The organism is Burkholderia sp. RF7-non_BP4 (genome assembly GCF_001521935.1).
In the GTDB taxonomy this organism is placed as follows: domain Bacteria; phylum Pseudomonadota; class Gammaproteobacteria; order Burkholderiales; family Burkholderiaceae; genus Burkholderia; species Burkholderia diffusa.
In genome coordinates, this window is sequence record NZ_LOTA01000089.1 from 106,595 (window position 1) to 130,899 (window position 24,305).

The following is a 24,305-nucleotide window of genomic DNA, read 5'->3' on the forward strand; positions in this document are numbered from 1 at the left end:
GGGAAATCCCTATTTTGTTCGTCCTTGACGCGACTATATCGGCTTCCTACTATCCACCATAACATCACTGGTCTTACCAGTATGAACAGACGAAACTGCAACCGTTGGATCGGGAGAGCGCCGTGTCGAAATTCCTCAATTCGCTGTTTGGCCGGGTAGTCGTCGCATTAATCCTGGGGGTCGCGCTCGGCGCGTTCTTCCCGCATTTCGCCGAATCGCTGCGACCGCTCGGCGACGGCTTCCTGAAGCTCATCAAGATGGTCATCGGCCCGATCGTGTTCTGCGTCGTGGTCAGCGGGATGGCCAATGCGGGCGACCTGAAGAAGGTCGGCCGGGTCGGCCTGAAGGCGGTCGTCTACTTCGAGGTGATGACGACGATCGCGCTCGGCATCGGGCTCGTCCTCGCGTGGCTGACGCGCCCGGGCGTCGGGATGAACATCGACCTGCGCTCGCTCGACGCGGCCTCGCTCTCGTCGTACGCGAAGAACGCCGAAAGCCTGAAGGACACGGCCGGCTACCTGATGAAGATCATCCCCGAGACGGCGATCGACGCGTTCGCGAAGGGCGACATCCTGCAGATCCTCGTGTTCGCGGTGCTGTTCGGCTCCGCGCTGTCGCTGCTCGGCGACAAGGCGCAGCGCGTGAACAGCCTGATCGAGGAACTGTCGCACGTGTTCTTCCGCATCATCGGCTTCATCATCAAGCTCGCGCCGCTCGGCGTGCTCGGCGCGATCGCGTTCACGACCGGCAAGTACGGCGTCGCGTCGCTCAAGCAGCTCGGCTACCTCGTCGCCGTGTTCTACCTGAGCTGCATCGTGTTCGTCACGGTCGTGCTCGGCATTGTGATGCGCATCGCGGGCTTCTCGGTGTTCAAGCTGATCCGCTACCTGCGCGAGGAGCTGTCGATCGTGCTCGGCACGGCGTCGTCGGACGCGGTGCTGCCGCAGGTGATGAGCAAGCTCGAATACATGGGCATCAAGGATTCGACGGTCGGCCTGGTGATCCCGACCGGCTATTCGTTCAACCTCGACGGCTTCTCGATCTACCTGACGCTCGCCGTGCTGTTCATCGCGCAGGCCACCAACACGCCGCTGTCCACGCACGACCTGATCGTCGTGCTGCTGGTATCGCTCGTCACGTCGAAGGGCGCGCACGGGATTCCGGGGTCGGCGATCGTGATCCTCGCGGCGACGCTGTCGGCGATTCCCGCGATTCCGGTGCTCGGCCTCGTGCTGATCCTGCCGGTCGACTGGTTCGTGGGCATCGCCCGCGCGCTGACCAACCTGATCGGCAACTGCGTCGCGACGGTGGTCGTCGCCGTGTGGGAGAACGACATCGACCGGGCCCGCGCGACGCGCGTGCTGAACCGCGAACTGCGCTACGTGGCCGACGAGCAGGGCAGCGCCGCACCGGTCGCCGGCGACCAGGCTCACGCGCTCTGAGCGTCCTCGCGCGAAGCGGCTTCCCCGACCGCTTCGCGCGAACGAATTTCCTGCGGCCGGCGCCACGATGCGCCGGCCCTCATCAAGATAATGGAGACGACATGGCAGCCCCCATCCTCGATCCGAACGCGCCGGCCTTCACGCGGCGCTACATGAACCTCGCCGATCCGCGCCTGGGCGCGCAGGCGCTCTTCGCCAGCGACGAATTCTTCGCGCCGAAGGAGCGCATGCTGAATCCCGAGCCGGCCGTCTTCATTCCCGGCAAGTACGACGACCACGGCAAGTGGATGGACGGCTGGGAAACGCGCCGCAAGCGCACCACCGGCCACGACTTCTGCGTGGTCCGGCTCGCGCGGCCGGGCGTGATTCACGGCGTCGATCTCGATACGAGCCACTTCACCGGCAACTTCCCGCCGGCCGCGTCGATCGAGGCATGCGCGGTGGACGGCGACACGCCGCCGGACGACGCCGAATGGCGCACGATCGTGCCCGCGACGACGCTGCAGGGCAATTCGCACCACTACGTGAGCGTCGACGATGCGCGGCCGGTCACGCACCTGCGCGTGAACCTGTATCCGGACGGCGGGCTCGCGCGGCTGCGCGTATACGGCCAGCCGCAGCGCGACTGGCGCCACGTGCCGGCCGGCGAGCTCGTCGATCTCGCGGCGATCGAGAACGGCGGTTACCTGGTGGCCGCGAACAATCAGCACTTCGGTCCGGCGTCGCAGATGCTGATGCCGGGGCGCGGCGCGAACATGGGCGACGGCTGGGAAACGCGGCGCCGCCGCGAGCCCGGCAACGACTGGGCGATCGTCGCGCTGGCGCGGCCGGGGATCATCCGGCGCGTCGAGGTCGACACGGCGTTCTTCAAGGGCAACTTCCCCGACCGCTGTTCGCTTCAGGCCGCGCGGGTCGCGGGCGGCACCGACGATTCGCTCGTCACGCAGGCGATGTTCTGGGCCGAACTGCTCGGCGAGCAGAAGCTGCAGATGGACCACGTGCATACGTTCGACCAGCTCGCGGCGCTCGGCCCCGTCACGCACGTGCGCTTCAACATCTTCCCGGACGGCGGCGTGTCGCGCCTGCGTCTGTGGGGCGAGCCGGCTTGAGGGAGGAATCGGCATGAGCGGACCACACATCCTGCGCGTCGAGCGCCTGACCCGCGAGGCGTTCGCGCCGTTCGGCGACGTGATCGCGCTCGAAGGCGCGCGGCACTTCCCGATCAACGGCGGCACGACCGAGCGCTTCCACGATCTCGCGACGATCGACGTCTGCGCGGACGGCGGCCGGCCGCTCGTCAGCGTGTTTCGCGCGCAGCCGCGCGCGCTGCCGGTCGCGATCACGCTGATGGAGCGCCATCCGCACGGCAGCCAGGCGTTCATTCCGCTCGCGGCCGTGTCGCGCTACGCGATCGTCGTCGCGCCAGCCGGCGAGTTCCGGCCCGACGCGATGCGCGCGTTTCTCGCCGAAGGCTGGCAGGGCGTGAACTACGCGAAGGGCGTCTGGCACCATCCGCTGCTCGCGCTCGACGCGGTCAGCGACTTCGTGATCGTCGACCGCGGCGGCCCGCAGCCGAACTGCGACGAGATTCCGCTCGACGACGCGTGGGCGCTCGAGTTCGCGCCGGCGTGCGCGAGCGCGGCCTGACGCACGGCGAAGGCGTCGAGCACCGCGCGCCACACGGCGGCGGCACGGCTCGCCGCTCACGATCGGAAACATTCCCGAACCGGCCCGCACGCAACGCGCGGGCCTTTTCCATTCCGATCCCGAAAACGACACGGCCCGGACGGCGAGATGCCGGCCGGGCCGTGGCGCAGGCGTGAAGCGCGCGGATCAGTGCTTGCGGTGCGGGCAGTTCTCGGTCGTGCAGGAGCCGTACATCGCGAGCGAGTGTTCCTGGAGCCGGAAGCCGCGTTCCTTCGCGATCGCCTGCTGGCGGCTTTCGATCTCGGCATCGAAGAATTCCTCGACGCGGCCGCAATCGAGGCAGACGAGGTGATCGTGGTGCGAGCCTTCGTTCAGTTCGAACACGGCCTTGCCGGATTCGAAGTTGCTGCGTGTGAGCAGGCCGGCCTGCTCGAACTGCGTCAGCACGCGGTAAACGGTGGCGAGCCCGATGTCGAGCTGCTCGTTGAGCAGGTTGCGGTAGACGTCTTCGGCCGTCAGGTGACGCACCGGGCTTTGCTGGAAGATCTCGAGAATCTTGAGGCGCGGTAGGGTGGCCTTTAGCCCGATATTCTTGAGATCCGTCGGATTGGTCATGGCTAGGCATCCCTAGAGTACAATGCAGGGCTTCAATGTTACCGGCTTTTCGCCGTTCCAGAAACACGCGCGGCCCGCGACGCGGGCCTGCACGGTGACGGAAATGTTCCCGGAATCTCTTTCGCACCTTCAGAGGAGTCGCATGCGGAGTGCCATCATCGCTGCCGCCGCCGTTGCCGCGCTGGCTGGTTGTTCGTCGTACGACAGCGTGACGCAGCGCATCGCGCAGAGCATCACGCCCTATCGGATCACCGTCGTGCAGGGCAACTTCGTGTCGCAGGAGAAGGCCGCGCAGCTGCAGGCCGGAATGACGCGCGAGCAGGTCCGCGCGCTGCTCGGCACGCCGCTGCTGTCGGACATGTTCCATGCCGACCGCTGGGATTACCTCTTTTACTTCAAGCGCGGCTCGACGTCCGTCGTCCAGCAGCGCGACCTCGTGCTGACGTTCGCGGGCGACCGCCTCGCGAGCTGGACGGGTGCCGAGAACCTGCCTTCCGAACTCGACCTGCTGGCCGATATCGACGGCGATCGCGGCGGCAAGAAGGCGAAGGCCGCGGCCGCGGCGAAGAAGGCGTCCGAAGCCGCTGCTGCCGCGAGCGCCGCGCAGGCGGCCGCGGCCGCGAGCCCGTCCGCCGAGCCGGTTTCGGGCGCGGTCGTCGATCAGGATGCCAACGCCCAGGCGGCGCGCGCGGCGAACCGCGCGACCAACCAGGTGTCGGGGCAGGGCACGACCGCCCGCCGCTTCACGCCGTCCGCGCAGGCCTCGGGTGGCGCGCCGGTGCCGGGCGGCCAGCCGCCGGGCGCCGCGCCGGCGATCCAGCCGCAATTCCAGTTCCATCGCCCGCCGCAGCCGAACGTGTCGAACGAGGCGTCGCCGCCGGTCGGCCCGCGGGGTTCGGACAACCTGCAGAATCAGCCGCTCACCGCGCCGGCCCAGTCGCAGTAAGCGGCCGGCGAGCGGAAACAGGGCGGCATGCGCCGCCCGCCTTTAGACCTGTCGTGTAGAAAGCCATGAAGATTGCGATTGCCGGTGCATCGGGCCGTATGGGCCGGATGCTGATCGAAGCCGTTCTCAACGATTCCGACGCGCAGCTCGTCGGCGCGCTCGACCGCGCCGATTCGCCGTTCCTCGGCCAGGACGCGGGCGCGTTCCTCGGCAAGGAAACCGGGATCAAGCTGACCGACGATCTCGACGCCGTCTTCGCGCAGGCCGACTACCTGATCGACTTCACGCGGCCGGAAGGCACGATCGCGCACGTCGCGGCCGCGCTGCGCCACGACGTGAAGCTCGTGATCGGCACGACCGGCTTCACCGCCGAGCAGAAGGCGGAGCTGCAGGCCGCGGCAGGCAAGATCGGCATCGTGTTCGCGGCGAACATGAGCGTCGGCGTGAACGTCACGCTGAAGCTGCTCGAATTCGCGGCGAAGCATTTCTCGCATGGCTACGACATCGAAATCATCGAGGCGCACCATCGTCACAAGGTCGACGCGCCGTCGGGCACCGCGCTGATGATGGGCGAGGCCGTTGCCGGCGCGCTCGGGCGCTCGCTCGACGAATGCGCGGTGTACGGCCGCCACGGCGTGACGGGCGAACGCGATCCGTCGACGATCGGCTTTGCGGCCGTGCGCGGCGGCGACATCGTCGGCGATCACACCGTGCTGTTCGCCGGGATCGGCGAACGGATCGAGATCACGCACAAGTCGTCGAGCCGCGTGTCGTACGCGCAGGGCGCGCTGCGTGCGGTCCGCTTCCTGTCGGCGCGCGGCGCGGGCCTGTTCGACATGCAGGACGTGCTCGGCCTGCGCTGACCCTCACGGGGAAACTCCGATGGCGATTCCCACCGGCGTTGTCCACTACCTCGAAAGCGGCGATGCGATCACGCACGCCGTCGCCTATGTGCTGCTGGCGATGTCCGTCGCCAGCTGGTGCTTCCTCCTCATGAAAGCCTGGCTGCTGGTCCGCGCGAAGCGGCAGGGGCCGCGGGCGCTCGCCTCGTTCTGGCGCGCGGCGTCGCTCGACGCCGGCATCGCCGCGCTCGCCGATGCCGACCGCGAGCGCGTGTTCGTACCGCTCGCCGAAGCCGCGCGCGATGCGGCTGACGAACACGATCCGGCCGCGCTCGCCGCGCGTGTGGAGCGCAGCGAACGCGTGCTGCGCGCGCTGCGTCACGCGATGCTGCGCTCGCAGCGGCGTCTCGAATTCGGTCAGGTTCTGCTCGCGTCGATCGGCAGCACCGCGCCGTTCGTCGGGCTGCTCGGCACCGTCTGGGGCATCTACCATGCGCTCGGCAGCATTGCCGCGAGCGGGCAGGCGCAGATCGAGAACGTCGCGGGGCCGGTCGGCGAGGCGCTGATCATGACCGCGTTCGGGCTCGTCGTCGCGATCCCCGCGGTGCTCGCCTACAACATCCTCGGGCGGCTCGTGCGCCAGCTCGCAGAGGAACTCGACGGCTTCGCGCGCGACCTGCACGTATTCGTGTGCGCGCAGGGCGCCTGACGCGCGGCCGGGAGGAACGACCATGGCATTCGGCGGACTGGAGCACCACAAGACGTCCGCGCCGATGGCGGAGATCAACATGACGCCGCTGATCGACGTGATGCTCGTGCTGCTCGTCATCTTCATCATCACCGCGCCGCTGATGACGCACGCGATCCGGCTCGACCTGCCGAAGGTCGCGGCCAGCGTCGCGCGCGACACGCCGCAGTCGGTCACGCTGTCGATCGACGACGCCGGCAAACTCTACTGGGACGACGCGCCCGTCGCACTCGACGCGCTGCCGGCGCGTTTCCGGGCCGCCGCCGCGGGCGCTGCGCCGCCCGAGCTGCGGCTGCGCGCATCGCGCGCGACCCGCTACGACGTGATCGCGCAGGTGATGGGCGCCGCGCAGGCCGCGGGCCTCACGCGGATCGGCTTCGTCACCGACATGCCGCCGGCGGGCACCGCCGCGCCGGCTGCCGCGGGCGCGGCACGCTGACGCGCAGGCCGCCCGCGCGCCCGGGCGGGCAAGAATGCATGGCCGGCCCGCGAGACCGGCCGTCCCGCCCGCCACGGACGGTATAATCGTCGTTTCCGCCCGGTTGGCAGGGTTTCGCCGGGTAACCTGGAGACCTTCCGGGTTACCCGGCGAATATCCGGAACCATGAGGCAGGCCCGAGAACCGTGAGCCTGCTCCCGCCGCCGGGCTGCCCGATTTCGTCCACTTCCGCGTGCCCGCCTCGTGGCGCGCCGCTTAAAGCCTAGTCCGAACCACACCATGCACGAGAGATACGTACCCGCCGACGTCGAAGCCGCCGCTCAGGGCGACTGGCGCGCAGCCGATGCCTACAAGACGAAGGAAGATTCGCAGAAGCCGAAGTTCTACTGCGTGTCGATGCTGCCGTACCCGTCCGGCAAGCTGCACATGGGTCACGTGCGCAACTACACGATCAACGACGTGATGTACCGCTATCTGCGGATGAACGGCTACAACACGCTGATGCCGATGGGCTGGGACGCGTTCGGGATGCCGGCCGAGAACGCCGCGATGGCGAACGGCGTGCCGCCCGCGAAGTGGACCTACGACAACATCGACTACATGAAGGGCCAGATGCAGTCGATGGGCCTCGCGATCGACTGGTCGCGCGAGATCGCGACGTGCAAGCCCGACTACTACAAGTGGAACCAGTGGCTGTTCCTGAAGATGCTCGAGAAGGGCATCGCGTACAAGAAGACGGGCACCGTGAACTGGGACCCGGTCGACCAGACCGTGCTCGCGAACGAGCAGGTGATCGACGGCCGCGGCTGGCGCTCGGGCGCGCTCGTCGAGAAGCGCGAGATCCCGATGTACTACCTGCGCATCACGCAGTACGCGGACGAGCTGCTGAACGACCTCGACGGCCTCGGCTGGCCCGAGCGCGTGAAGATCATGCAGCAGAACTGGATCGGCAAGAGCTTCGGCGTGAACTTCGGCTTCCCGTACGAACTCGACGGCGAGAAGGCACTCCTGCGCGTGTTCACGACGCGTGCCGACACGATCATGGGCGTCACGTTCTGCGCGATCGCGGCCGAGCACCCGCTCGCCACGCGCCTTGCGCAGGGCAAGCCGGAACTGCAGGCGTTCATCGACGAATGCAAGCGCGGCGGCGTCGCCGAGGCCGATGTCGCGACGATGGAGAAGAAGGGCGTCGCGACGGGCTTCACGGTATCGCATCCGCTGACGGGCGAGCCGGTCGAGGTGTGGATCGGCAACTACGTGCTGATGAGCTATGGCGAAGGCGCGGTGATGGGCGTGCCGGCGCACGACGAGCGCGATTTCGCGTTCGCGAAGAAATACGACCTGCCGATCAAGCAGGTGATCGCGGCCGAAGGCCAGACGTACTCGCTGGACGCATGGCAGGAGTGGTACGGCGACAAGGAAGTCGCCGTCTGCGTCAACAGCGGCAAGTACGACGGCATGGCATACGGCGCGGCGGTCGATGCGATCGCGGCCGACCTGAAGGCCGGCGGCTTCGGCGACAAGCAGGTCACGTGGCGTCTGCGTGACTGGGGCGTATCGCGCCAGCGCTACTGGGGCACGCCGATCCCGATCATCCACTGCCCGTCGTGCGGCGACGTGCCGGTGCCGGAGCAGGACCTGCCGGTCGTGCTGCCGGAAGACCTCGTGCCGGACGGCTCGGGCAACCCGCTCGCGAAGTCGGAAGCGTTCCTGAACTGCACGTGCCCGAAGTGCGGCGCGGCCGCGAAGCGCGAAACCGACACGATGGACACGTTCGTCGATTCGTCGTGGTACTTCTCGCGCTACACGGCGCCGGACGCCGAGACGATGGTCGACGCGCGCACCGATTACTGGATGCCGATGGATCAGTACATCGGCGGCATCGAGCACGCGATCCTGCACCTGCTGTATTCGCGCTTCTGGACCAAGGTGATGCGTGACCTCGGTCTCGTGAAGTTCGGCGAGCCGGCGAAGAACCTGCTGACGCAGGGCATGGTGCTGAACGAGACGTTCTACCGCGAAGACGCGGCGGGCAAGAAGACCTGGTACAACCCGGCCGACGTGACCGTCACGCACGACGACAAGGGCCGCCCGGTCGGCGCGACGCTGAACACCGACGGCCAGCCGGTGGTGCTCGGCGGCATCGAGAAGATGTCGAAGTCGAAGAACAACGGCGTCGATCCGCAGGTGCTGATCGACCAGTACGGCGCCGATACCGCGCGCCTGTTCACGATGTTCGCCGCACCGCCCGAGCAGCAGCTCGAGTGGTCGGGCGCGGGCGTCGAAGGCGCGAGCCGCTTCCTGCGTCGCGTGTGGAGCTTCGGCGCGACGAACCGCGAAGCGCTCGCCGCGCGCGCGGGCTTCGACGCGGCCGCGCTCGGCGACGCCGACAAGGCACTGCGCCGCGAGATCTACAGCGTGCTGAAGCAGGCTGATTTCGACTACCAGCGTTTGCAGTACAACACGGTCGTATCGGCCGCGATGAAGATGCTGAACGCGATCGACGGCGCGAAGGGCGCGACGCCCGGCGTGCTGCGCGAGACGTACGGCGTGCTGCTGCGCGTGCTGTACCCTGTCGTGCCGCACGTCACGTTCGAGCTGTGGAAGGCGCTCGGCTACGCGGACGAATTCGGCCCGCTGCTCGACGCCCCGTGGCCGAAAGTCGACGAGGCCGCGCTCGAGCAGGCCGAGATCGAACTCGTGCTGCAGGTGAACGGCAAGGTGCGCGGCGCGCTGAAGGTGGCGAAGGACGCGAGCCGCGAGGCGATCGAAGCGGCGGCGGTGGCCGACGAAGCATTCGCGAAGTTCAGCGACGGCAAGCCGGCGAAGAAGATCGTCGTCGTGCCGGGCCGCCTCGTGAACATCGTCGTCTGACGGCCGCCGGCCGTCGGGCGTACACAGAAGGAGCGAAGGTGATCCGCAGATCGTTTTTGATGCTCGCCGTCGGCAGCGCGGTCGCGTTGTCGGCATGCGGCTTCCAGCTGCGCGGCCAGCAGGACTACGCGTTCAAGCACCTGCTGGTGGCCGGTGCGCCGGCGCCCGTCGAGGCGCGTCTCACGCGCCTCGTCGAGGCCGGCAGCGACACGAAGATCGTCAAGTCGGTGGACGACGCCGACGCCGTGCTGCACATGTGGGAGTCGCGTGGCCAGAACACGCTGACGCTCAACAAGTTCGGGTCGGCGCAGGAATACGCGTTGTTCTATACGCTGAACTACACGCTGACGAGCAAGGACGGCACCGTGCTGATCCCGCCGAGCGCGATCGCGCTGAACCGCGCGATGACGTACAGCGACCAGTACACGAACGCGAAGGCGCAGGAAGCCGACATCCTGTACGGCGACATGCAGAACGACGCGGTCGACCAGCTGATGCGGCGTCTCGCGATCGTCCACTCGCTGACGCCGGCGCCGGAGGACGTGGTGCCGGGCGTTGCGCCGCGCGCGCCGTTGCCGCCGCCGCCGCTCTGATCGCCCGCGCACGCACCGATGCAATTGCGACTTGATGCGCTGGAGCCGCACCTCGCGAAGGGGATGGCCGGGCTCTACACCGTCTACGGCGACGAGCCGCTGCTCGCGCAGGAAGCGTGCGACCGCATTCGTGCGGCCGCGCGCGCGGCCGGCTTCACCGAACGTTCGGTGCATACGGTCGAGCGCGGCTTCGACTGGAGCGTGCTGCTCGGCGCGACCCAGGCGATGTCGCTGTTCGGCGAGCGTCAACTGATCGAGCTGCGCATTCCGTCGGGCAAGCCCGGCAAGGAAGGCGCCGACGCGCTCAAGACGCTCGCGGCGACGCCCAATCCCGACGCGCTGCTGCTCGTCACGTTGCCGCGCCTCGACGCGGCAACGCAGAAATCCGCGTGGTTTACCGCGCTGCAGAACGGCGGCGTCGCGCTGAAGATCGATCCGGTCGACCGCGCGCAGCTGCCGAACTGGATCGGCCAGCGTCTGTCGATGCAGGGCCAGCGCGCCGCGCCGGGCGACGATGGCCGGCGCGCGCTGCAGTTCATCGCGGAGCGCGTCGAGGGCAACCTGCTCGCCGCGCACCAGGAAATCCAGAAGCTTGGGCTGCTCTATCCGCAGGGCGTGCTGTCGTTCGAGCAGGTGCACGACGCGGTGTTGAACGTCGCGCGCTACGACGTCTTCAAGCTGAACGAGGCGATGCTCGCGGGCGACGCAGCGCGGCTCGCGCGGATGATCGACGGGTTGAAGGGCGAGGGCGAGGCGATCGTGCTCGTGATGTGGGCCGTCGTCGAGGAATTGCGCACGCTGTTGCGGATCAAGCGCGGCGCGACGGCCGGCAAGCCGCTCGCCACGCTGCTTCGCGAGAACCGCGTGTGGGGCCCGCGCGAGCGGTTGGTCGGCCCCGCGCTGAACCGCGTGTCGGAAGCGGTTCTCGAGAATGCGCTCGCGTTCGCCGCGAAGCTCGACCGGCAGGTGAAGGGGCTGTCGGCCGTCACGCCGGGCCGCCGCACGCAGTACGATCCGCCGCCCGATCCGTGGGACGGCCTGTTCCAGCTCGCGATGACGGTGGCCGGCGCCCGCGGCGAGCGACCGCCGACCGCGGGTCGCGTGCGTCGTTAAGCCCTGTCCGGGCCTTCAGCGCACGCATCGCAACCCGCTTACAATGTTTCGATAGCTGGCGCGGCCCGCTTGCCGCCGCGCTCCACGCTTCCCACGAATTCACGCCGCGCAAAGCGGCTCGCTTTTCGAGTCACACGATGGATATCGACCAGTACATGACGGACCTGGGCCGCCGTGCCCGGCACGCTTCCCGCGCGATGGCGCGCGCCAGCACGGCCGCGAAGAACGCGGCGCTCGATGCCGTGGCACGCGCGATCGAGCGCGACGCGCAGGCGCTGAAGGATGCGAATGCACGCGACGTCGCCCGTGCCCGTGAAAAGGGGCTCGATGCGGCGTTCATCGACCGCCTGACGCTGTCGGACAAGGCGCTGAAGACGATGGTCGAAGGCCTGCGTCAGGTTGCGTCGCTGGCCGATCCGATCGGCGAGATCAGCAATCTCAAGTACCGCCCGAGCGGGATCCAGGTCGGCCAGATGCGCGTGCCGCTCGGCGTGATCGGCATCATCTACGAGTCGCGCCCGAACGTGACGATCGACGCGGCCGCGCTGTGCCTGAAGTCGGGCAACGCGACGATCCTGCGCGGCGGCTCCGAGGCGCTCGAATCGAACGCGGCGCTCGCGAAGCTGATCGGCGAAGGGCTCGAGGCGGCCGGCCTGCCGCAGGATGCCGTGCAGGTCGTCGCGACAGCCGATCGCGCGGCGGTCGGCAAGCTGATCACGATGACCGAATACGTCGACGTGATCGTGCCGCGCGGCGGCAAGAGCCTGATCGAGCGCCTGATCAACGAGGCGCGCGTGCCGATGATCAAGCACCTCGACGGCATCTGCCACGTGTACGTCGACGATCGTGCCGATCTCGCCAAGGCGCTGACGGTGTGCGACAACGCGAAGACGCACCGCTACGGCACCTGCAACACGATGGAAACGCTGCTCGTTGCGAGCGGCATCGCGGCGACGCTGTTGCCGCCGCTCGGCAAGCTGTATCGCGACAAGCAGGTCGAGCTGCGCGTCGATGCGGCCGCGCGCGCGGTGCTCGCCGAGGCGGGTATCGGGCCGCTGGTCGACGCCACCGACGCAGACTGGCACACCGAATATCTCGCGCCGGTGCTCGCGATCAAGGTCGTCGACGGCCTCGACGCCGCGATCGAGCACATCAACCACTACGGCTCGCACCACACCGATGCGATCGTCACCGAGGATCACGACCGCGCGATGCGCTTCCTGCGCGAAGTCGACTCGGCGAGCGTGATGGTCAATGCGTCGACGCGCTTCGCGGATGGCTTCGAATTCGGCCTCGGCGCGGAAATCGGCATCTCGAACGACAAGCTGCACGCACGCGGCCCCGTCGGCCTGGAAGGGCTCACGTCGCTGAAGTACGTCGTGCTCGGGCACGGCGAAGGCCGTCAGTAAAGCGAGGCGCACAATCGATGGCAATGCTCTGGGTCAAGACGTTCCATATCGTTCTGATCGCCGCGTGGTTCGCGGGGTTGTTCTACCTGCCGCGCATCTACGTGAACCTGGCCATGGAGACCGATCCGGCCGCGGTGCGGCGCCTGTTGCTGATGGCGCGCAAGCTGTTTCGCTTCATGACGATGATCGCCGTGCCGGCGCTCGCATGCGGGCTGTGGCTCTGGCTCGTGATCGGCATCGGCCAGGGGCAGGGATGGATCCACGCGAAGGTGACGGTCGTGCTGCTGCTCGTGATCTATCACGCGTACTGCGGGCACCTGCTGAAGGTGTTCGAGCGCGGAGAGAACAAGCGCACCGACAAGTGGTATCGCGTGTTCAACGAACTGCCAGTGCTCGGCATGCTCGCGGCGGTCGCGCTGGTCGTGATCAAGCCGTTCTGAACTTTCCGGCGGCATGCCGGCAGTCGATCGATGCGCAACGGCGCCCCTCGGGGCGCCGTTTTCATGTGCGCGTCGTACGCGTCATTCCTTCGTCGGGTCGTCGATCCGGCGCCGCGTGATCGCTTCCTTCGCGCGGCCGACGCGCTCCATCAGCGCGGGTCCGCGCGACAGCGCAACGCCGACCGCGAGGATGTCGCCGATCGCGAGATGGGACATGCGCGACGTCATCGGCGAGAACACGTCGGTTTCCTCGGCCACGTTCGACGCGAGGCTCACCGTCGCGAGCTTCGCGAGCGGCGAGTGGCTCTGCGTGATCGCGACGACTTTCGCGCCGCACGCGAGCGCCGAGCGCGCGGCATCGACGATATCGCGCGTGCGGCCCGTGTTCGAGATCGCGACGACGACGTCGTGCGGCCCGAGCAGCGCCGACGACATCGAGAACGTGTGCGGGTCCGAATACGCGACGCTCGGCACGCCGAGCCGGAAGAACTTGTGCTGGATGTCCTGCGCGGCGATGCCCGAGCCGCCGGCGCCGTAGAACTCGATGCGCGACGCGTTCGACAGCAGCGCGATCGCCTCGGCGACGCTGCCGGCCGACAGGCTGTTGCGCACTTCGATCAGCGCGCCGATCGTGCGGTCGAACACCTTGCCGATGATGCCGGGCGCGGGCTCGTCGGGCTCGACGTCGCGATAGACCGACGACACGCCCGGCGCGACGCTCTGCGCGAGCCGGATCTTGAATTCGCGAAAGCCGCTGCAACCGAGCGCCTGGCAGAAGCGCGCGATGGTCGGCTGGCTGACGCCCGCGCGGGTCGACAGCTCGGTCATCGCGAGGTCGAGCACCTCGCGCGGCGCGGCGAGAATGTAGTCGGCGAGCTTGCGCTCGGACGGGCGCAGGTCGGCGCGGATCGCTTCAATGCGAGGCAGCATGGGACGGCGAATGAAAATCGGGTTCGGATGAGCGAGTGTATCGCAATCGAATTGTAGAAAATCTACATGAAAATGCTAGCTCATTCGCCAAAGATTTCCGGGGCAATGAATGCTGAGGATTAGGGTTTTCACTAAGTGAGGCCTTGCTGGTGGCGGGAATAAGGGTTGCGCGCATGTGAATCCGCATTGCATGCTTGTAGTTTTTCTACTAGACTGGCTTCGTTCGTTCGACGCACTCGACCGTCCCCACGATTCCAACCGCCGGTGTCGTCCGGCATACAGGAGCGCCCAGCATGACGTCGCTGCACCCCACCCTGGCGAAAGTCACCGAACGCGTGATCGCCCGCAGCCAATCGACCCGTTCCGCCTATCTGCAGCGCATCGACGGCGCGCAGGGCAAGTTCCCGGCGCGTGGCGCGCTGTCGTGCGCGAACCTCGCGCACGGCTTCGCGGGTCTCGAAGGCAGCGACAAATTCCAGATCAAGGCGATCCGCGAGCCGAACATCGGCATCGTGTCCTCGTACAACGAGATGCTGTCCGCGCACGCGCCGTACAAGGATTTCCCCGACATCATCAAGGCCGCCGCACGCGAGAACGGCGGCGTCGCGCAGTTCGCGGGCGGCGTACCCGCGATGTGCGACGGCGTCACGCAGGGCAACCCGGGGATGGAGCTGTCGCTGTTCTCGCGCGAGGCGATCGCGATGGGCACGGCGATCGCGCTCACGCACAACATGTTCGACGCGGCGCTCTGCCTCGGCATCTGCGACAAGATCGTGCCGGGCCTGTTGATCGGCGCGCTCCAGTTCGGCCACCTGCCGACCATCTTCGTGCCGGCCGGCCCGATGACGAGCGGTCTGTCGAACGACGACAAGGCGAAGATCCGCCAGCAGTTCGCGACCGGCCAGGTCGGCCGCGACGCACTGCTCGAAGCCGAATCGGCCGCGTATCACGGCCATGGCACCTGCACGTTCTACGGCACCGCGAACAGCAACCAGATGCTGATGGAACTGATGGGCCTGCACCTGCCGGGTTCGGCGTTCGTTCATCCGCACACGCCGCTGCGTACCGCACTGACGGCCGAAGCCGCGCGCCGCGTGCTCGACCTGACGGCCGAGCGCGGCCAGTACACGCCGATCGGCCATGTGATCGACGAGAAGGCGATCGTCAACGGGATCGTCGCGCTGCTCGCGACGGGCGGCTCGACCAACCACACGCTGCACCTCGTCGCGATCGCACGCGCGGCCGGCATCCTGATCGACTGGAACGATTTCGACGAACTGTCGGCGGTCGTGCCGCTGCTCGCGAAGATCTACCCGAACGGCAAGGCCGACGTGAACCATTTCCACGCGGCCGGCGGCGTCGCGTTCCTGGTGCGCAACCTGCTCGAAGGCGGGCTGCTGCACGAAGACGTGACGACCGTCGCGGGCAAGGGGCTGTCGCACTACACGAAGGAGCCGAAGCTGATCGACGGCAAGCTGACGTGGGTCGACGGCGCGGCCGAGAGCCACGACACGAAGGTGCTGCGCGGCATTCGCGACCCGTTCCAGCCGGACGGCGGCCTGCGCCTGATGCAGGGCCGGCTCGGCCGCGGCGTGATCAAGATTTCGGCGGTCGCGCCCGAGCACCGCAAGGTGACCGCGCCCGCGATCGTGTTCGATTCGCAGGAAGCCGTGCAGGAAGCCTTCGATCGCGGCGAGCTGAAGCGCGATTTCGTCGCGGTCGTGCGCTTCCAGGGCGCGCGCGCCAACGGGATGCCCGAGCTGCACCGTTTGACGCCGCTGCTCGGCGTGCTGCAGGATCAGGGCTTCCACGTCGCGCTCGTGACCGACGGCCGCATGTCCGGTGCGTCGGGCAAGGTGCCGGCCGTGATCCACGTGTCGCCGGAAGCGCTGCTGGCGGGCCCGCTCGGCAAGGTGAAGACGGGCGACACGCTCGTGATCGACGCGGAGGCCGGCATCCTCGACATCAAGGTCGACGACGCCGAGTGGCAGGCGCGCCCGGTCGCGCAGCCGCTGCATCAGGCGGAGAACGAAGTCGGTTTCGGTCGCGAACTGTTCGGCGTGTTCCGCGCGGCGGCCGCGCCGGCCGAGCAGGGCGCATCGGTTTTCGGGGCGCTGGTCGGCGAAGCGGCCGTCCGCGTCTCTGCATGAATTTCAAGGAGCGAATTTGATGAAGACGATTGCTGAAATCGTGAAGCTGGGCCCGGTGATTCCGGTGCTCGCATTCGACTCGGTCGAGCAGGGCGAACACGTGTCGCGCGCGTTGCACGCGGGCGGCGTCAAGGTGCTCGAGATCACGCTGCGTACGCCGGCGGGCCTCGAGGCGATCCAGCGCGCGAGCCAGCTCGCGGACGACATCGTCGTCGGCGTCGGCACGATCACGAAGCCCGAGCACTGCGAGCAGGCGAAGCGCGCGGGGGCGAAGTTCGGCGTGTCGCCGGGCCTGACGAAGGATCTGCACCTCGCGTCGCTCGACGCCGGCCTGCCGCTGCTGCCGGGCGTGATGACGCCGAGCGACATCATTCAGGCGCTCGAATTCGGCTACGAAATCGTCAAGTTCTTCCCCGCGCAGCAGGCCGGCGGCGTGCCGATGCTGCAGGCGTTCCATGGCCCGTTCCCGGCGCTGAAGTTCTGTCCGACGGGCGGCATCACGGTCGACACCGCGCCGAATTTCCTGAAGCTGCCGAACGTCGTGTGCGTCGGCGGTTCGTGGCTCACGCCGAAGGCCGCGCTCGCCGCGCAGGACTGGGCCGAGGTCACGCGTCTCGCGCAAGCCGCAAGCCAGCTTCACCGTTAATACTTGTACGAAATGAAGGTTTGACCCTCGGCAAGCAAGCGCTTAGTGCTTGTTTTACCGAGGGTTTTTGCTGATGGAACCGGTTCTATCCGTGGACCCTAAAGATAAGTAAAATTCAGCGTCCTCACGGGGTGGGTACCCCCCGTGTTTCGGAGACCTGCATAGCCGGGCATACTCGCAACAGCTCGCCCGGTTTCGAACAATTCAAGGAGGAGTGCCACATGGGGGCTGTCCAAGGCAGCATGCTGCTCGTATTCACGCTGATCGCGATTGCCGCGCTGATCCTGATGATCGCGCGCTACAAGATCTACCCGTTCCTGGTGCTGATCATCGTTTCGCTGGGCCTGGGTCTCGTCGTCGGCATGCCGATGGACAAGATCGTCAAGTCGTTCGAAACGGGCACGGGCGGCACGCTCGGCCACATCGCGATCGTCGTCGGTCTCGGCACGATGCTCGGCAAGATGATGGCCGAATCGGGCGGCGCCGAACGGATCGCGACCACGCTGATCGACTGGTTCGGTGAAAAGAACATCCACTGGGCGATGATGTTCGTCGCGATCATCGTCGGTTTGCCGGTGTTCTTCGAAGTCGGCTTCGTGCTGCTGATCCCGATCGCGTTCAACGTCGCGAAGCGCACCGGCAAGTCGCTGCTCGTCGTCGGTCTGCCGATGGTGGCCGGCCTGTCCGTCGTGCACGGGCTGATCCCGCCGCACCCGGCCGCGCTGCTGGCCGTTCAGCAATACGGCGCCGATATCGGCAAGACGATCGCGTTCGGCCTGATCGTCGGTGTGCCGACCGCGATCATCGCCGGCCCGCTGTTCGCGCTGATGATCTCGAAGTTCGTGAAGCTGCCGGAAAACAACCCGCTCGCGGCGCAGTTCGTCGATACGCACACGGACGGTCGCAAGCGCGAACTGCCGAGTTTCGGCATCACGCTGTTCACGATCCTGCTGCCTGTCGTGCTGATGCTCGTCGGCAGCTGGGCCGACCTGGTGTTCGCACCGAAGTCGCTGCCGAACAACCTGCTGCGCTTTGCCGGCAACTCAGACGTCGCGCTGCTGATCGCCGTGCTCGTGAGCTTCTTCACGTTCGGCAAGCTGCAGGGCTTCAACCGCGACCAGATCCAGAAGTTCTGCGGCGAGTGCCTGGCGCCGATCGCCGGCATCACGCTGATCGTCGGTGCGGGCGGCGGCTTCGGCGGCGTCCTGCGCGACAGCGGGATCTCGCAGCAGATCGTCGAGACCGCGAAGCACGCGCACCTGTCGCCGTTGCTGCTCGGCTGGTTCGTCGCGGCGCTGATGCGTCTGGCGACGGGTTCGGCGACGGTCGCGATGACGACGGCCTGCGGCATCGTCGCGCCGATCGCCGCGGCGTCGGGCGCGGCGGTTCGTCCGGAGCTGCTCGTGCTCGCGACCGGCTCGGGCTCGCTGATCTTCTCGCACGTGAACGACGGCGGCTTCTGGCTGATCAAGGAATATTTCGGGATGACGGTCGGCCAGACGTTCAAGACCTGGTCGCTGCTTGAAACCATCATCTCGGTGCTCGGTCTGAGCTTTACGCTGTTGCTGAGCGTGGTTTTGTAACAAGGGGTAGTCAATGATTCTGATCGCAATGGGCGTGTCGGGCGCGGGCAAATCGCGAATCGGCGAAATGCTGGCAGAACGCCTGTCGTGCAGCTATACCGACGGCGACGCGTTTCACAGCGCGGCGAACAAGGAAAAGATGCACAACGGCATTCCGCTGACCGACGACGACCGCTGGCCGTGGCTGCGCACGATCCGCGCGGCCATCGAAGAGAAGCAGCGTGCCGGCGAGACCGCCGTGTTCACCTGCTCGTCGCTGAAGCGGTCGTACCGCGACGTGCTGCGCGGCTCCGACACCGACGTGCGGTTCGTGTATCTGAAGGGTTCGTTCGAGGTGTTGCACGAGCGCCTGAAGACCCGCACCGGCCATTTCTTCGATCCGTCGCTGCTGAAGAGCCAGCTCGACACGCTCGAGGAACCGGGCCCGGATGAAGCGATCGTGGTCAGCATCGAGCTGACGCCCGAACAGATCGTCGATCAGGTCATGCTGAAGATCGGTATCGCGCAGCAGCACTGAGCGCGGTTCGCGGCAATCGTCATGCAGCAGTGAAAAAGGCGCCCCTCGGGGCGCCTTTTTTCGTTGGCGGTGCGTCGCGCCGCTCAGGTCGCGCGGGCGTGCTGCGCGATGCCGTCGAGCAGCACGTCCAGCATCGTGTCGTGCACGGCGGCCGGATCGAGCTGCGCATAGAGCGGGGCGGCCGATTTGACGAGCGGGTGCGCGGTATCGGACAACGCATGCATTTCCGCGAGCTCGACCTCGTTCGCGGGCCGCGTGAGGCCGCCGGCCTCGGCGGCGGCGAGTCCGATCACGCTCGCATACCAGCCGACGCACACGGACGGCAGCGCGGTGCGCGGGATGCCGGCATCGGCCAGCGCACGATGCACGGTCTCGATGTGCGCGAGATCGGCCGGCCCGGTGCTCATATGACGCTGCAGCAGCGCGAACGCGGCGGGGTGGCGCAGCGCGAGCGCGCGATACTGGCGTGCGAGATCGCGCAGCCGCTCGCGCCACGGCAGCGAAGGATCGACCGGCACGAGCGAGCGCGACAGCGCGTTCGCGATCGCACGGCTCAGGCCCTCTTTCGACTTGAAGTGATAGAGCACGCTCATCGGGTCGCAGCCGACCGACTGCGCGAGCTTGCGCACGCTGAACGCGGCTTCGCCGACCTCTTCGAGCAGCGCGAGCGCGGCCGCGACGATCTCATCCTTGTCGAGGCCGCGCGGGCCTTGGGCGGGTTTGTCTTTCATGGAAGCAGGATGACAGCGACTGTAATCTTGACGAAAGCGTATTCTACGCTGTAGAATTATTTCTGCGGTGTAGAAATTGGGTGTCCCGGCACCTTTCAATGCGTGCTTTCGCACGGTCCGGGATCCTGGCAGGCACGAGCGTGTCTGCCGTCAACACGGGCCATCGCGCCCTTTATCTCGTTGACACCCAAGTGGAACCGGCTGCCCCACCCGCGAAGCCAGAACGGCTCTTCGACAGGCGGCCCAAGACCATGCAAGTGCAATCATGACTTCCAATCACAAACCCCTGATCCAGGGCGAATCGCGTTTCGACCAGACGCAACTGAACATCGAAAAGGATAACTGGAACTGGTGCGATCCGTCGCGCTACGACGGCGAGCGTCCGGCCAACTGGTACGAGGCGTCGTTGTCGCGCCATGAAAACGGCGCGCCGCTCGCGCACGACACGGTGTGCGACGTGCTGGTGATCGGCGCGGGGCTGCTCGGCGCATCGGCCGCGCTGCATCTCGCGGAAGCGGGTGTCGACACGATTCTCGTCGACAAGCATCACGTCGGCTCCGCGGCGTCGGGCCGCAACGGCGGCCAGCTCACGCCGGGCCTCGCGCGCTGGGAAGCGGCCGACATGATCGACCATCTGTCGCACGACGACGCGAAGCGGCTGTGGCGCTTCGCGTCGGCCGAATCGATGGACCTGATCGACGCGATCGGCGCGCGTTACGCGCTCGACCTCGACCGCAAGCGCGGCCACATCACGGCGGCGATGCACCCGGGCCACATGAGCGCGCTGCTCGACGGCGCGGACGCACGCCGCCATCTCGGCGACGCCGGCGTGACGCTCGTCGGCCGCCATCAGCTGCACGACGAATACGTGCGTTCGGGGCTGTATCACGGCGCGGCGATCGACGCGACCGGCGGCCAGCTTCATCCGCTCGCGCTGGTGCGCGGCCTCGTGCACGGCTTCCGGCTGAACGGCGGCGCGCTGTACGAAGGCACCGAGGTGCTGGAGCTCGACGAGACGCCGGCGGGCGTCGTCGCGACGACGCCGGGCGGCACGATTACGGCGCGCCGTGGCGTCGTGCTCGCGCTGCACAACACGACGTTCCGGCTGCTGGACGACGGCGCCGCCACCACCGTGCCGTTCTTCACGTACGTGAGCGTGACGGCGCCGCTCGACGTCGACGTCGCGACGCTGATGCCGGCCGGCATGCCGGTGTACGACACGCAGTTCCAGATCGACTATTACCGGCCCGTGCGCGGCAACCGCCTGCTGTTCGGCGGGCAGGGCACCGGTACGTGCTGGGCGCAGCCCGACGTCAACGCGTATCTGCTGACGCGGCTGAACACGGTATTTCCGCAGCACGACGGCCGCTTCGCGCTCGACTACTGCTGGAGCGGCGTCAGCGATTTCACGCTGAACGGCGCGACCGACAGCCGCAAGACCGACGGCCGTGTGCCGATGTACATGGTGCAGGGCTGGAGTGGGCATGGCGTCGCGCAGACGGTGCGGATCGGCAAGGCGATCTGCGACGACTTCGTCGGACGCAACGACGATTTCTCGATGCTGACCGGCATCGACCACCGCGAGATTCCACTCGGCCGGCAACTGTCGCCGATCGCGATTCCGGCCGCGAAGGCGGCGATGAGCGTGATGAGCGCGCTCAATCCGGGGCGGATGATTTCGTTCTGATCGCCGGCGCTCCCGCGTTCCGACCGCGCGCGAGCCGCCAATGAAAAAGCCCGATGCGATTGCTCGCATCGGGCTTTTTTCCGTCCGGCGACGGCGGCGCTTACGCGATCCGCTTCGCGAGTTCGACGGCCTTGCCGATGTACGACGCAGGCGTCATCGCGAGCAGGCGGTCCTTCGCGTCCTGCGGGATCGCCAGCGTGCCGACGAATTCCTGCAGCGCCTCGCGCGTGATGCCCTTGCCGCGCGTCAGTTCCTTCAGCTGCTCGTACGGGTTCTCGATGCCGTAGCGGCGCATCACCGTCTGCACCGGCTCCGCGAGCACTTCCCAGCAGTTGTCGAGGTCTTCGTTCAGGCGCTGCGGGTTCACTTCGAGCTTGTCGAGGCCGCGGATCAGCGAGTCGTACGCGAGCAGCGAATAACCGAGTGCCACGCCCATGTTGCGCAGCACCGTCGAGTCGGTCAGGTCGCGCTGCCAGCGCGACACCGGCAGCTTGTCGGCGAGGTGGCGCAGCGTCGCGTTCGCGAGGCCGAGGTTGCCTTCCGAGTTCTCGAAGTCGATCGGGTTGACCTTGTGCGGCATCGTCGACGAGCCGATTTCACCCGCCTTCGTCTTCTGCTTGAAGTAGCCGACCGAGATGTAGCCCCACACGTCGCGGTCGAGGTCGAGCAGGATCGTGTTCGCGCGCGCGACCGCATCGAACAGCTCGGCCATGTAGTCGTGCGGCTCGATCTGGATCGTGTACGGGTTGAAGGTGAGCTTCAGGCGGTTCTCGATCACGTCGCGCGAGAACGCTTCCCAGTCGAATTCCGGATACGCGGAAAGATGCGCGTTGAAGTTGCCGACCGCGCCGTTCATCTTGCCGAGGATCTCGACCTTCTCGATGCGCGTGATCGCGCGCGCGAGGCGGGCGGCGACGTTCGCGAGTTCCTTGCCGAGCGTCGTCGGACTGGCCGGCTGGCCGTGCGTGCGCGACAGCATCGGCTGCTCGGCAAGCGCGTGCGACAGCGCGACGAGGCGCTGGTGGACCGTGCGCAGCGCCGGCACGATCACGTGCTCGCGCGCGCCGGCGAGCATCATCCCGTGCGACGTGTTGTTGATGTCTTCGGACGTGCACGCGAAGTGGATGAATTCGCTGGCCTTCTCGAGTTCGGCCTGGCCCTTGACCGATTCCTTCAGCCAGTATTCGACGGCCTTCACGTCGTGGTTCGTCACGCGCTCGATTTCCTTGATGCGCGCGGCGTCGTGCGCGGTGAAGCGCTCGGCGAGCTGCAGCAGGAATTGTTCGGAGGCGTCCGAGAAGCGCGGGACTTCCGCGAAGCCGGCGCGCGACAGCGCGATCAGCCAGTGCACCTCGACGGTGACGCGGTGGCGCATGAAGGCGGCTTCGGAGAGCCAGTCGCGCAGCGCTTCGGTCTTGCTGGCGTAGCGGCCGTCGATGGGCGAGAGCGCGGTGAGGGCGAAAAGCGTATCGGGACGAGTGTCGGACATGATCGGGCGTGGCCTTTGGGGCCGGTGCGAACGAGGGGAGGAGAATCCGGCATTTTACCATTGGCGCGGGGCGATTCCGGCCGAACCGGTCCGGCCGCCGCCGCCGTGGGCGATCGGCACGCATGCGGGCGCCCGGGCGGCGCGCAAGCCATCCGCAGGCCGGCGCCCGGGCCGGCTCGCCGGGCTGGCCGCCGCATCGCCGGGCCTGCCCGCCCGCCGGTAGAATGCAGGCTTCCTCCCGACCGCCGCCCGTCGCGCCCGCCTGCATGGAACTGAAATGGCTCGAAGACTTCGTCTCGCTCGCGGAAACGCGCAGCTTTAGCCGGTCCGCCGAACTGCGGCACGTGTCGCAGCCCGCGTTCTCGCGGCGCATCCAGGCGCTCGAGGCGTGGCTCGCGACCGAACTGATCGATCGTTCGGTTTATCCGACGCGGCTCACGCAGGCCGGCCAGATCTTCTACGAGCAGGCGCTGACGATGCTGTCGCAGGCGCACGAGGCGCGCACGCTGCTGCGCGGCCACGTCGGCGCGCCGGTGCCGACCATCGAGTTCGCGGTGCCGCATACGCTGTCGCTCACGTATTTTCCGCGCTGGCTGCAGCGGATCGAAGCGAAGATGGGGCAGGTCCACACGCGGCTGCGCGCGCTGAACGTGCACGACGCCGTGCTGTCGCTGGTCGAGGGCGGCTGCGATCTCGTGATGGGTTACCACCACCCGAGCCACCCCGTCGCGCTCGATCCGGCCCGCTACGACATGCTGGTCCTCGGCAGCGAGCCGATCAGCGCATTTTCGGCGCCGGGCCGCGCGGGCCGGCCGCGCTACACGCTGCCGGGCACGGCCGAGGCGCGCGTGCCGTACTTGTCGTATACGCCGAACGCGTATCTCGGCCGGATGACCGAAGTCATCGTTGCGAACGCACCGACGTCGCTGTTTCTCGATCGCGTGTACGAAACCGACATGGCCGAAGGACTGAAGGCGATGGCGCTCGCGGGCCACGGCGTCGCGTTCCTGCCGCACAGCGCCGTCGAGGATGCGGTGGCCAGCGGCCGCCTGATCCGGCTCGACCGGTCTGCGCGCGGCGGCACGCACCCGTTCACGCTGACGATGGAGATCCGCCTGTACTGCGACAAGCTCGCGCTGCAGGGCGACGACCCGCATCAGAAGCTCGTGCGCGCGCTGTGGGAAGTCGTGCGCGACGAGCTGCGCGAAACCGCCGGTTAACCGTGGGCGGTTAACCGCGCCAACCGAGCGCGCGCCGCCGCCGACGCGCTTGCCGCGCCCGTCCAACGCTTGTCCGGCGGGCGTTCCGCGTATTTTCCCGCCGATTTTTCGCCGACGCGATGCACGACCGATCGCGGGCGTTCTTGCGCAAATCGACCGCGGATTTGCGAAAAATCGCGATCATGCAAGAAACGCATAATCGAATAAGCAAACGGCATTGGATAAAAAAAACGGGTTTTTCGAC

At 67.4% G+C, this 24,305-nt stretch carries 22 protein-coding genes; 18 read left to right on the forward strand and 4 right to left on the reverse strand.

Features of this window, described 5'->3' with window-relative positions; all coding sequences use genetic code 11:
* Positions 1-122: 122 nt before the first annotated feature.
* The 3 genes from WS49_RS27780 to WS49_RS27790 all read left to right on the forward strand — a co-directional run bounded on the left by WS49_RS27780 (position 123) and on the right by WS49_RS27790 (position 3,089).
* Entirely contained in the window at positions 123-1,442 is a 1,320-nt protein-coding gene (locus tag WS49_RS27780; RefSeq protein WP_059535511.1) for a C4-dicarboxylate transporter DctA, read from the forward strand.
* A gap of 101 nt (positions 1,443-1,543) precedes the next feature.
* Positions 1,544-2,551, forward strand: coding sequence for an allantoicase (gene alc, locus WS49_RS27785; RefSeq protein ID WP_059535278.1), 1,008 nt, complete (start codon positions 1,544-1,546; stop codon positions 2,549-2,551).
* A 13-nt stretch (positions 2,552-2,564) separates the two neighbouring features.
* Complete coding sequence (locus WS49_RS27790; RefSeq protein WP_059535280.1) at positions 2,565-3,089, forward strand: ureidoglycolate lyase; 525 nt, start codon at positions 2,565-2,567, stop codon at positions 3,087-3,089.
* A gap of 186 nt (positions 3,090-3,275) precedes the next feature.
* Here WS49_RS27790 and fur read toward each other — a convergent pair whose 3' ends face one another.
* The gene (fur, locus tag WS49_RS27795; protein WP_006753314.1) at positions 3,276-3,704 is read right to left on the reverse strand and encodes a ferric iron uptake transcriptional regulator; all 429 of its coding nucleotides are present in this window, start codon (positions 3,702-3,704) and stop codon (positions 3,276-3,278) included.
* A 142-nt stretch (positions 3,705-3,846) separates the two neighbouring features.
* Here fur and WS49_RS27800 point away from each other — a divergent pair, with 142 nt between their 5' ends.
* The 9 genes from WS49_RS27800 (at position 3,847) to WS49_RS27840 (ending at position 13,108) form a co-directional block, all read left to right on the forward strand.
* On the forward strand, positions 3,847-4,650 hold the full coding sequence (locus WS49_RS27800) for an outer membrane protein assembly factor BamE (protein WP_059535282.1): 804 nt from the start codon (positions 3,847-3,849) through the stop codon (positions 4,648-4,650).
* A gap of 65 nt (positions 4,651-4,715) precedes the next feature.
* A complete protein-coding gene (gene dapB, locus WS49_RS27805; protein ID WP_059535284.1) occupies positions 4,716-5,513 on the forward strand; it encodes a 4-hydroxy-tetrahydrodipicolinate reductase in 798 nt (265 codons plus the stop codon).
* A 19-nt stretch (positions 5,514-5,532) separates the two neighbouring features.
* Complete coding sequence (locus WS49_RS27810) at positions 5,533-6,201, forward strand: MotA/TolQ/ExbB proton channel family protein (protein WP_059535286.1); 669 nt, start codon at positions 5,533-5,535, stop codon at positions 6,199-6,201.
* A gap of 22 nt (positions 6,202-6,223) precedes the next feature.
* Positions 6,224-6,679, forward strand: a complete 456-nt coding sequence (locus tag WS49_RS27815; protein ID WP_059535288.1) for an ExbD/TolR family protein — start codon at positions 6,224-6,226, stop codon at positions 6,677-6,679.
* A 279-nt stretch (positions 6,680-6,958) separates the two neighbouring features.
* A complete protein-coding gene (leuS, locus tag WS49_RS27820) occupies positions 6,959-9,553 on the forward strand; it encodes a leucine--tRNA ligase (protein WP_059535290.1) in 2,595 nt (864 codons plus the stop codon).
* A 38-nt stretch (positions 9,554-9,591) separates the two neighbouring features.
* Positions 9,592-10,146: an LPS-assembly lipoprotein LptE gene (locus tag WS49_RS27825; RefSeq protein ID WP_059535292.1), complete on the forward strand. Its 555-nt coding sequence runs from the start codon at positions 9,592-9,594 to the stop codon at positions 10,144-10,146.
* Between the two features lie 18 nt (positions 10,147-10,164).
* On the forward strand, positions 10,165-11,259 hold the full coding sequence (gene holA / locus WS49_RS27830) for a DNA polymerase III subunit delta (protein WP_059535294.1): 1,095 nt from the start codon (positions 10,165-10,167) through the stop codon (positions 11,257-11,259).
* Positions 11,260-11,396: 137 nt separating this feature from the next.
* Entirely contained in the window at positions 11,397-12,668 is a 1,272-nt protein-coding gene (locus tag WS49_RS27835; protein ID WP_059535296.1) for a glutamate-5-semialdehyde dehydrogenase, read from the forward strand.
* Positions 12,669-12,685: 17 nt separating this feature from the next.
* Entirely contained in the window at positions 12,686-13,108 is a 423-nt protein-coding gene (locus WS49_RS27840; protein WP_107938103.1) for a CopD family protein, read from the forward strand.
* An 81-nt stretch (positions 13,109-13,189) separates the two neighbouring features.
* On the opposite strand, the gene WS49_RS27845 is transcribed toward WS49_RS27840, so the two are convergent.
* On the reverse strand, positions 13,190-14,038 hold the full coding sequence (locus tag WS49_RS27845) for a MurR/RpiR family transcriptional regulator (RefSeq protein ID WP_059535300.1): 849 nt from the start codon (positions 14,036-14,038) through the stop codon (positions 13,190-13,192).
* A 293-nt stretch (positions 14,039-14,331) separates the two neighbouring features.
* Between WS49_RS27845 and edd the strand changes: the two genes are divergently transcribed.
* From edd to WS49_RS27865, 4 genes are all read left to right on the forward strand, one after another.
* Entirely contained in the window at positions 14,332-16,188 is a 1,857-nt protein-coding gene (gene edd / locus WS49_RS27850; protein ID WP_059535302.1) for a phosphogluconate dehydratase, read from the forward strand.
* 19 nt (positions 16,189-16,207) lie between these two features.
* On the forward strand, positions 16,208-16,834 hold the full coding sequence (gene eda / locus WS49_RS27855) for a bifunctional 4-hydroxy-2-oxoglutarate aldolase/2-dehydro-3-deoxy-phosphogluconate aldolase (RefSeq protein ID WP_059465387.1): 627 nt from the start codon (positions 16,208-16,210) through the stop codon (positions 16,832-16,834).
* 221 nt (positions 16,835-17,055) lie between these two features.
* Positions 17,056-18,417, forward strand: coding sequence for a GntP family permease (locus WS49_RS27860; RefSeq protein WP_059535304.1), 1,362 nt, complete (start codon positions 17,056-17,058; stop codon positions 18,415-18,417).
* A 13-nt stretch (positions 18,418-18,430) separates the two neighbouring features.
* Positions 18,431-18,934: a gluconokinase gene (locus tag WS49_RS27865; RefSeq protein ID WP_059535306.1), complete on the forward strand. Its 504-nt coding sequence runs from the start codon at positions 18,431-18,433 to the stop codon at positions 18,932-18,934.
* A gap of 83 nt (positions 18,935-19,017) precedes the next feature.
* Here the strand turns inward: WS49_RS27865 and WS49_RS27870 are convergent, their stop codons facing one another.
* Complete coding sequence (locus WS49_RS27870; protein WP_059535308.1) at positions 19,018-19,665, reverse strand: TetR/AcrR family transcriptional regulator; 648 nt, start codon at positions 19,663-19,665, stop codon at positions 19,018-19,020.
* 265 nt (positions 19,666-19,930) lie between these two features.
* Between WS49_RS27870 and WS49_RS27875 the strand changes: the two genes are divergently transcribed.
* Complete coding sequence (locus tag WS49_RS27875; RefSeq protein WP_059535310.1) at positions 19,931-21,352, forward strand: NAD(P)/FAD-dependent oxidoreductase; 1,422 nt, start codon at positions 19,931-19,933, stop codon at positions 21,350-21,352.
* 100 nt (positions 21,353-21,452) lie between these two features.
* Here the strand turns inward: WS49_RS27875 and purB are convergent, their stop codons facing one another.
* Complete coding sequence (gene purB, locus WS49_RS27880) at positions 21,453-22,841, reverse strand: adenylosuccinate lyase (protein WP_059535312.1); 1,389 nt, start codon at positions 22,839-22,841, stop codon at positions 21,453-21,455.
* Between the two features lie 266 nt (positions 22,842-23,107).
* Here purB and WS49_RS27885 point away from each other — a divergent pair, with 266 nt between their 5' ends.
* Entirely contained in the window at positions 23,108-24,061 is a 954-nt protein-coding gene (locus tag WS49_RS27885; protein ID WP_059535314.1) for a LysR substrate-binding domain-containing protein, read from the forward strand.
* Positions 24,062-24,305: the final 244 nt, after the last annotated feature.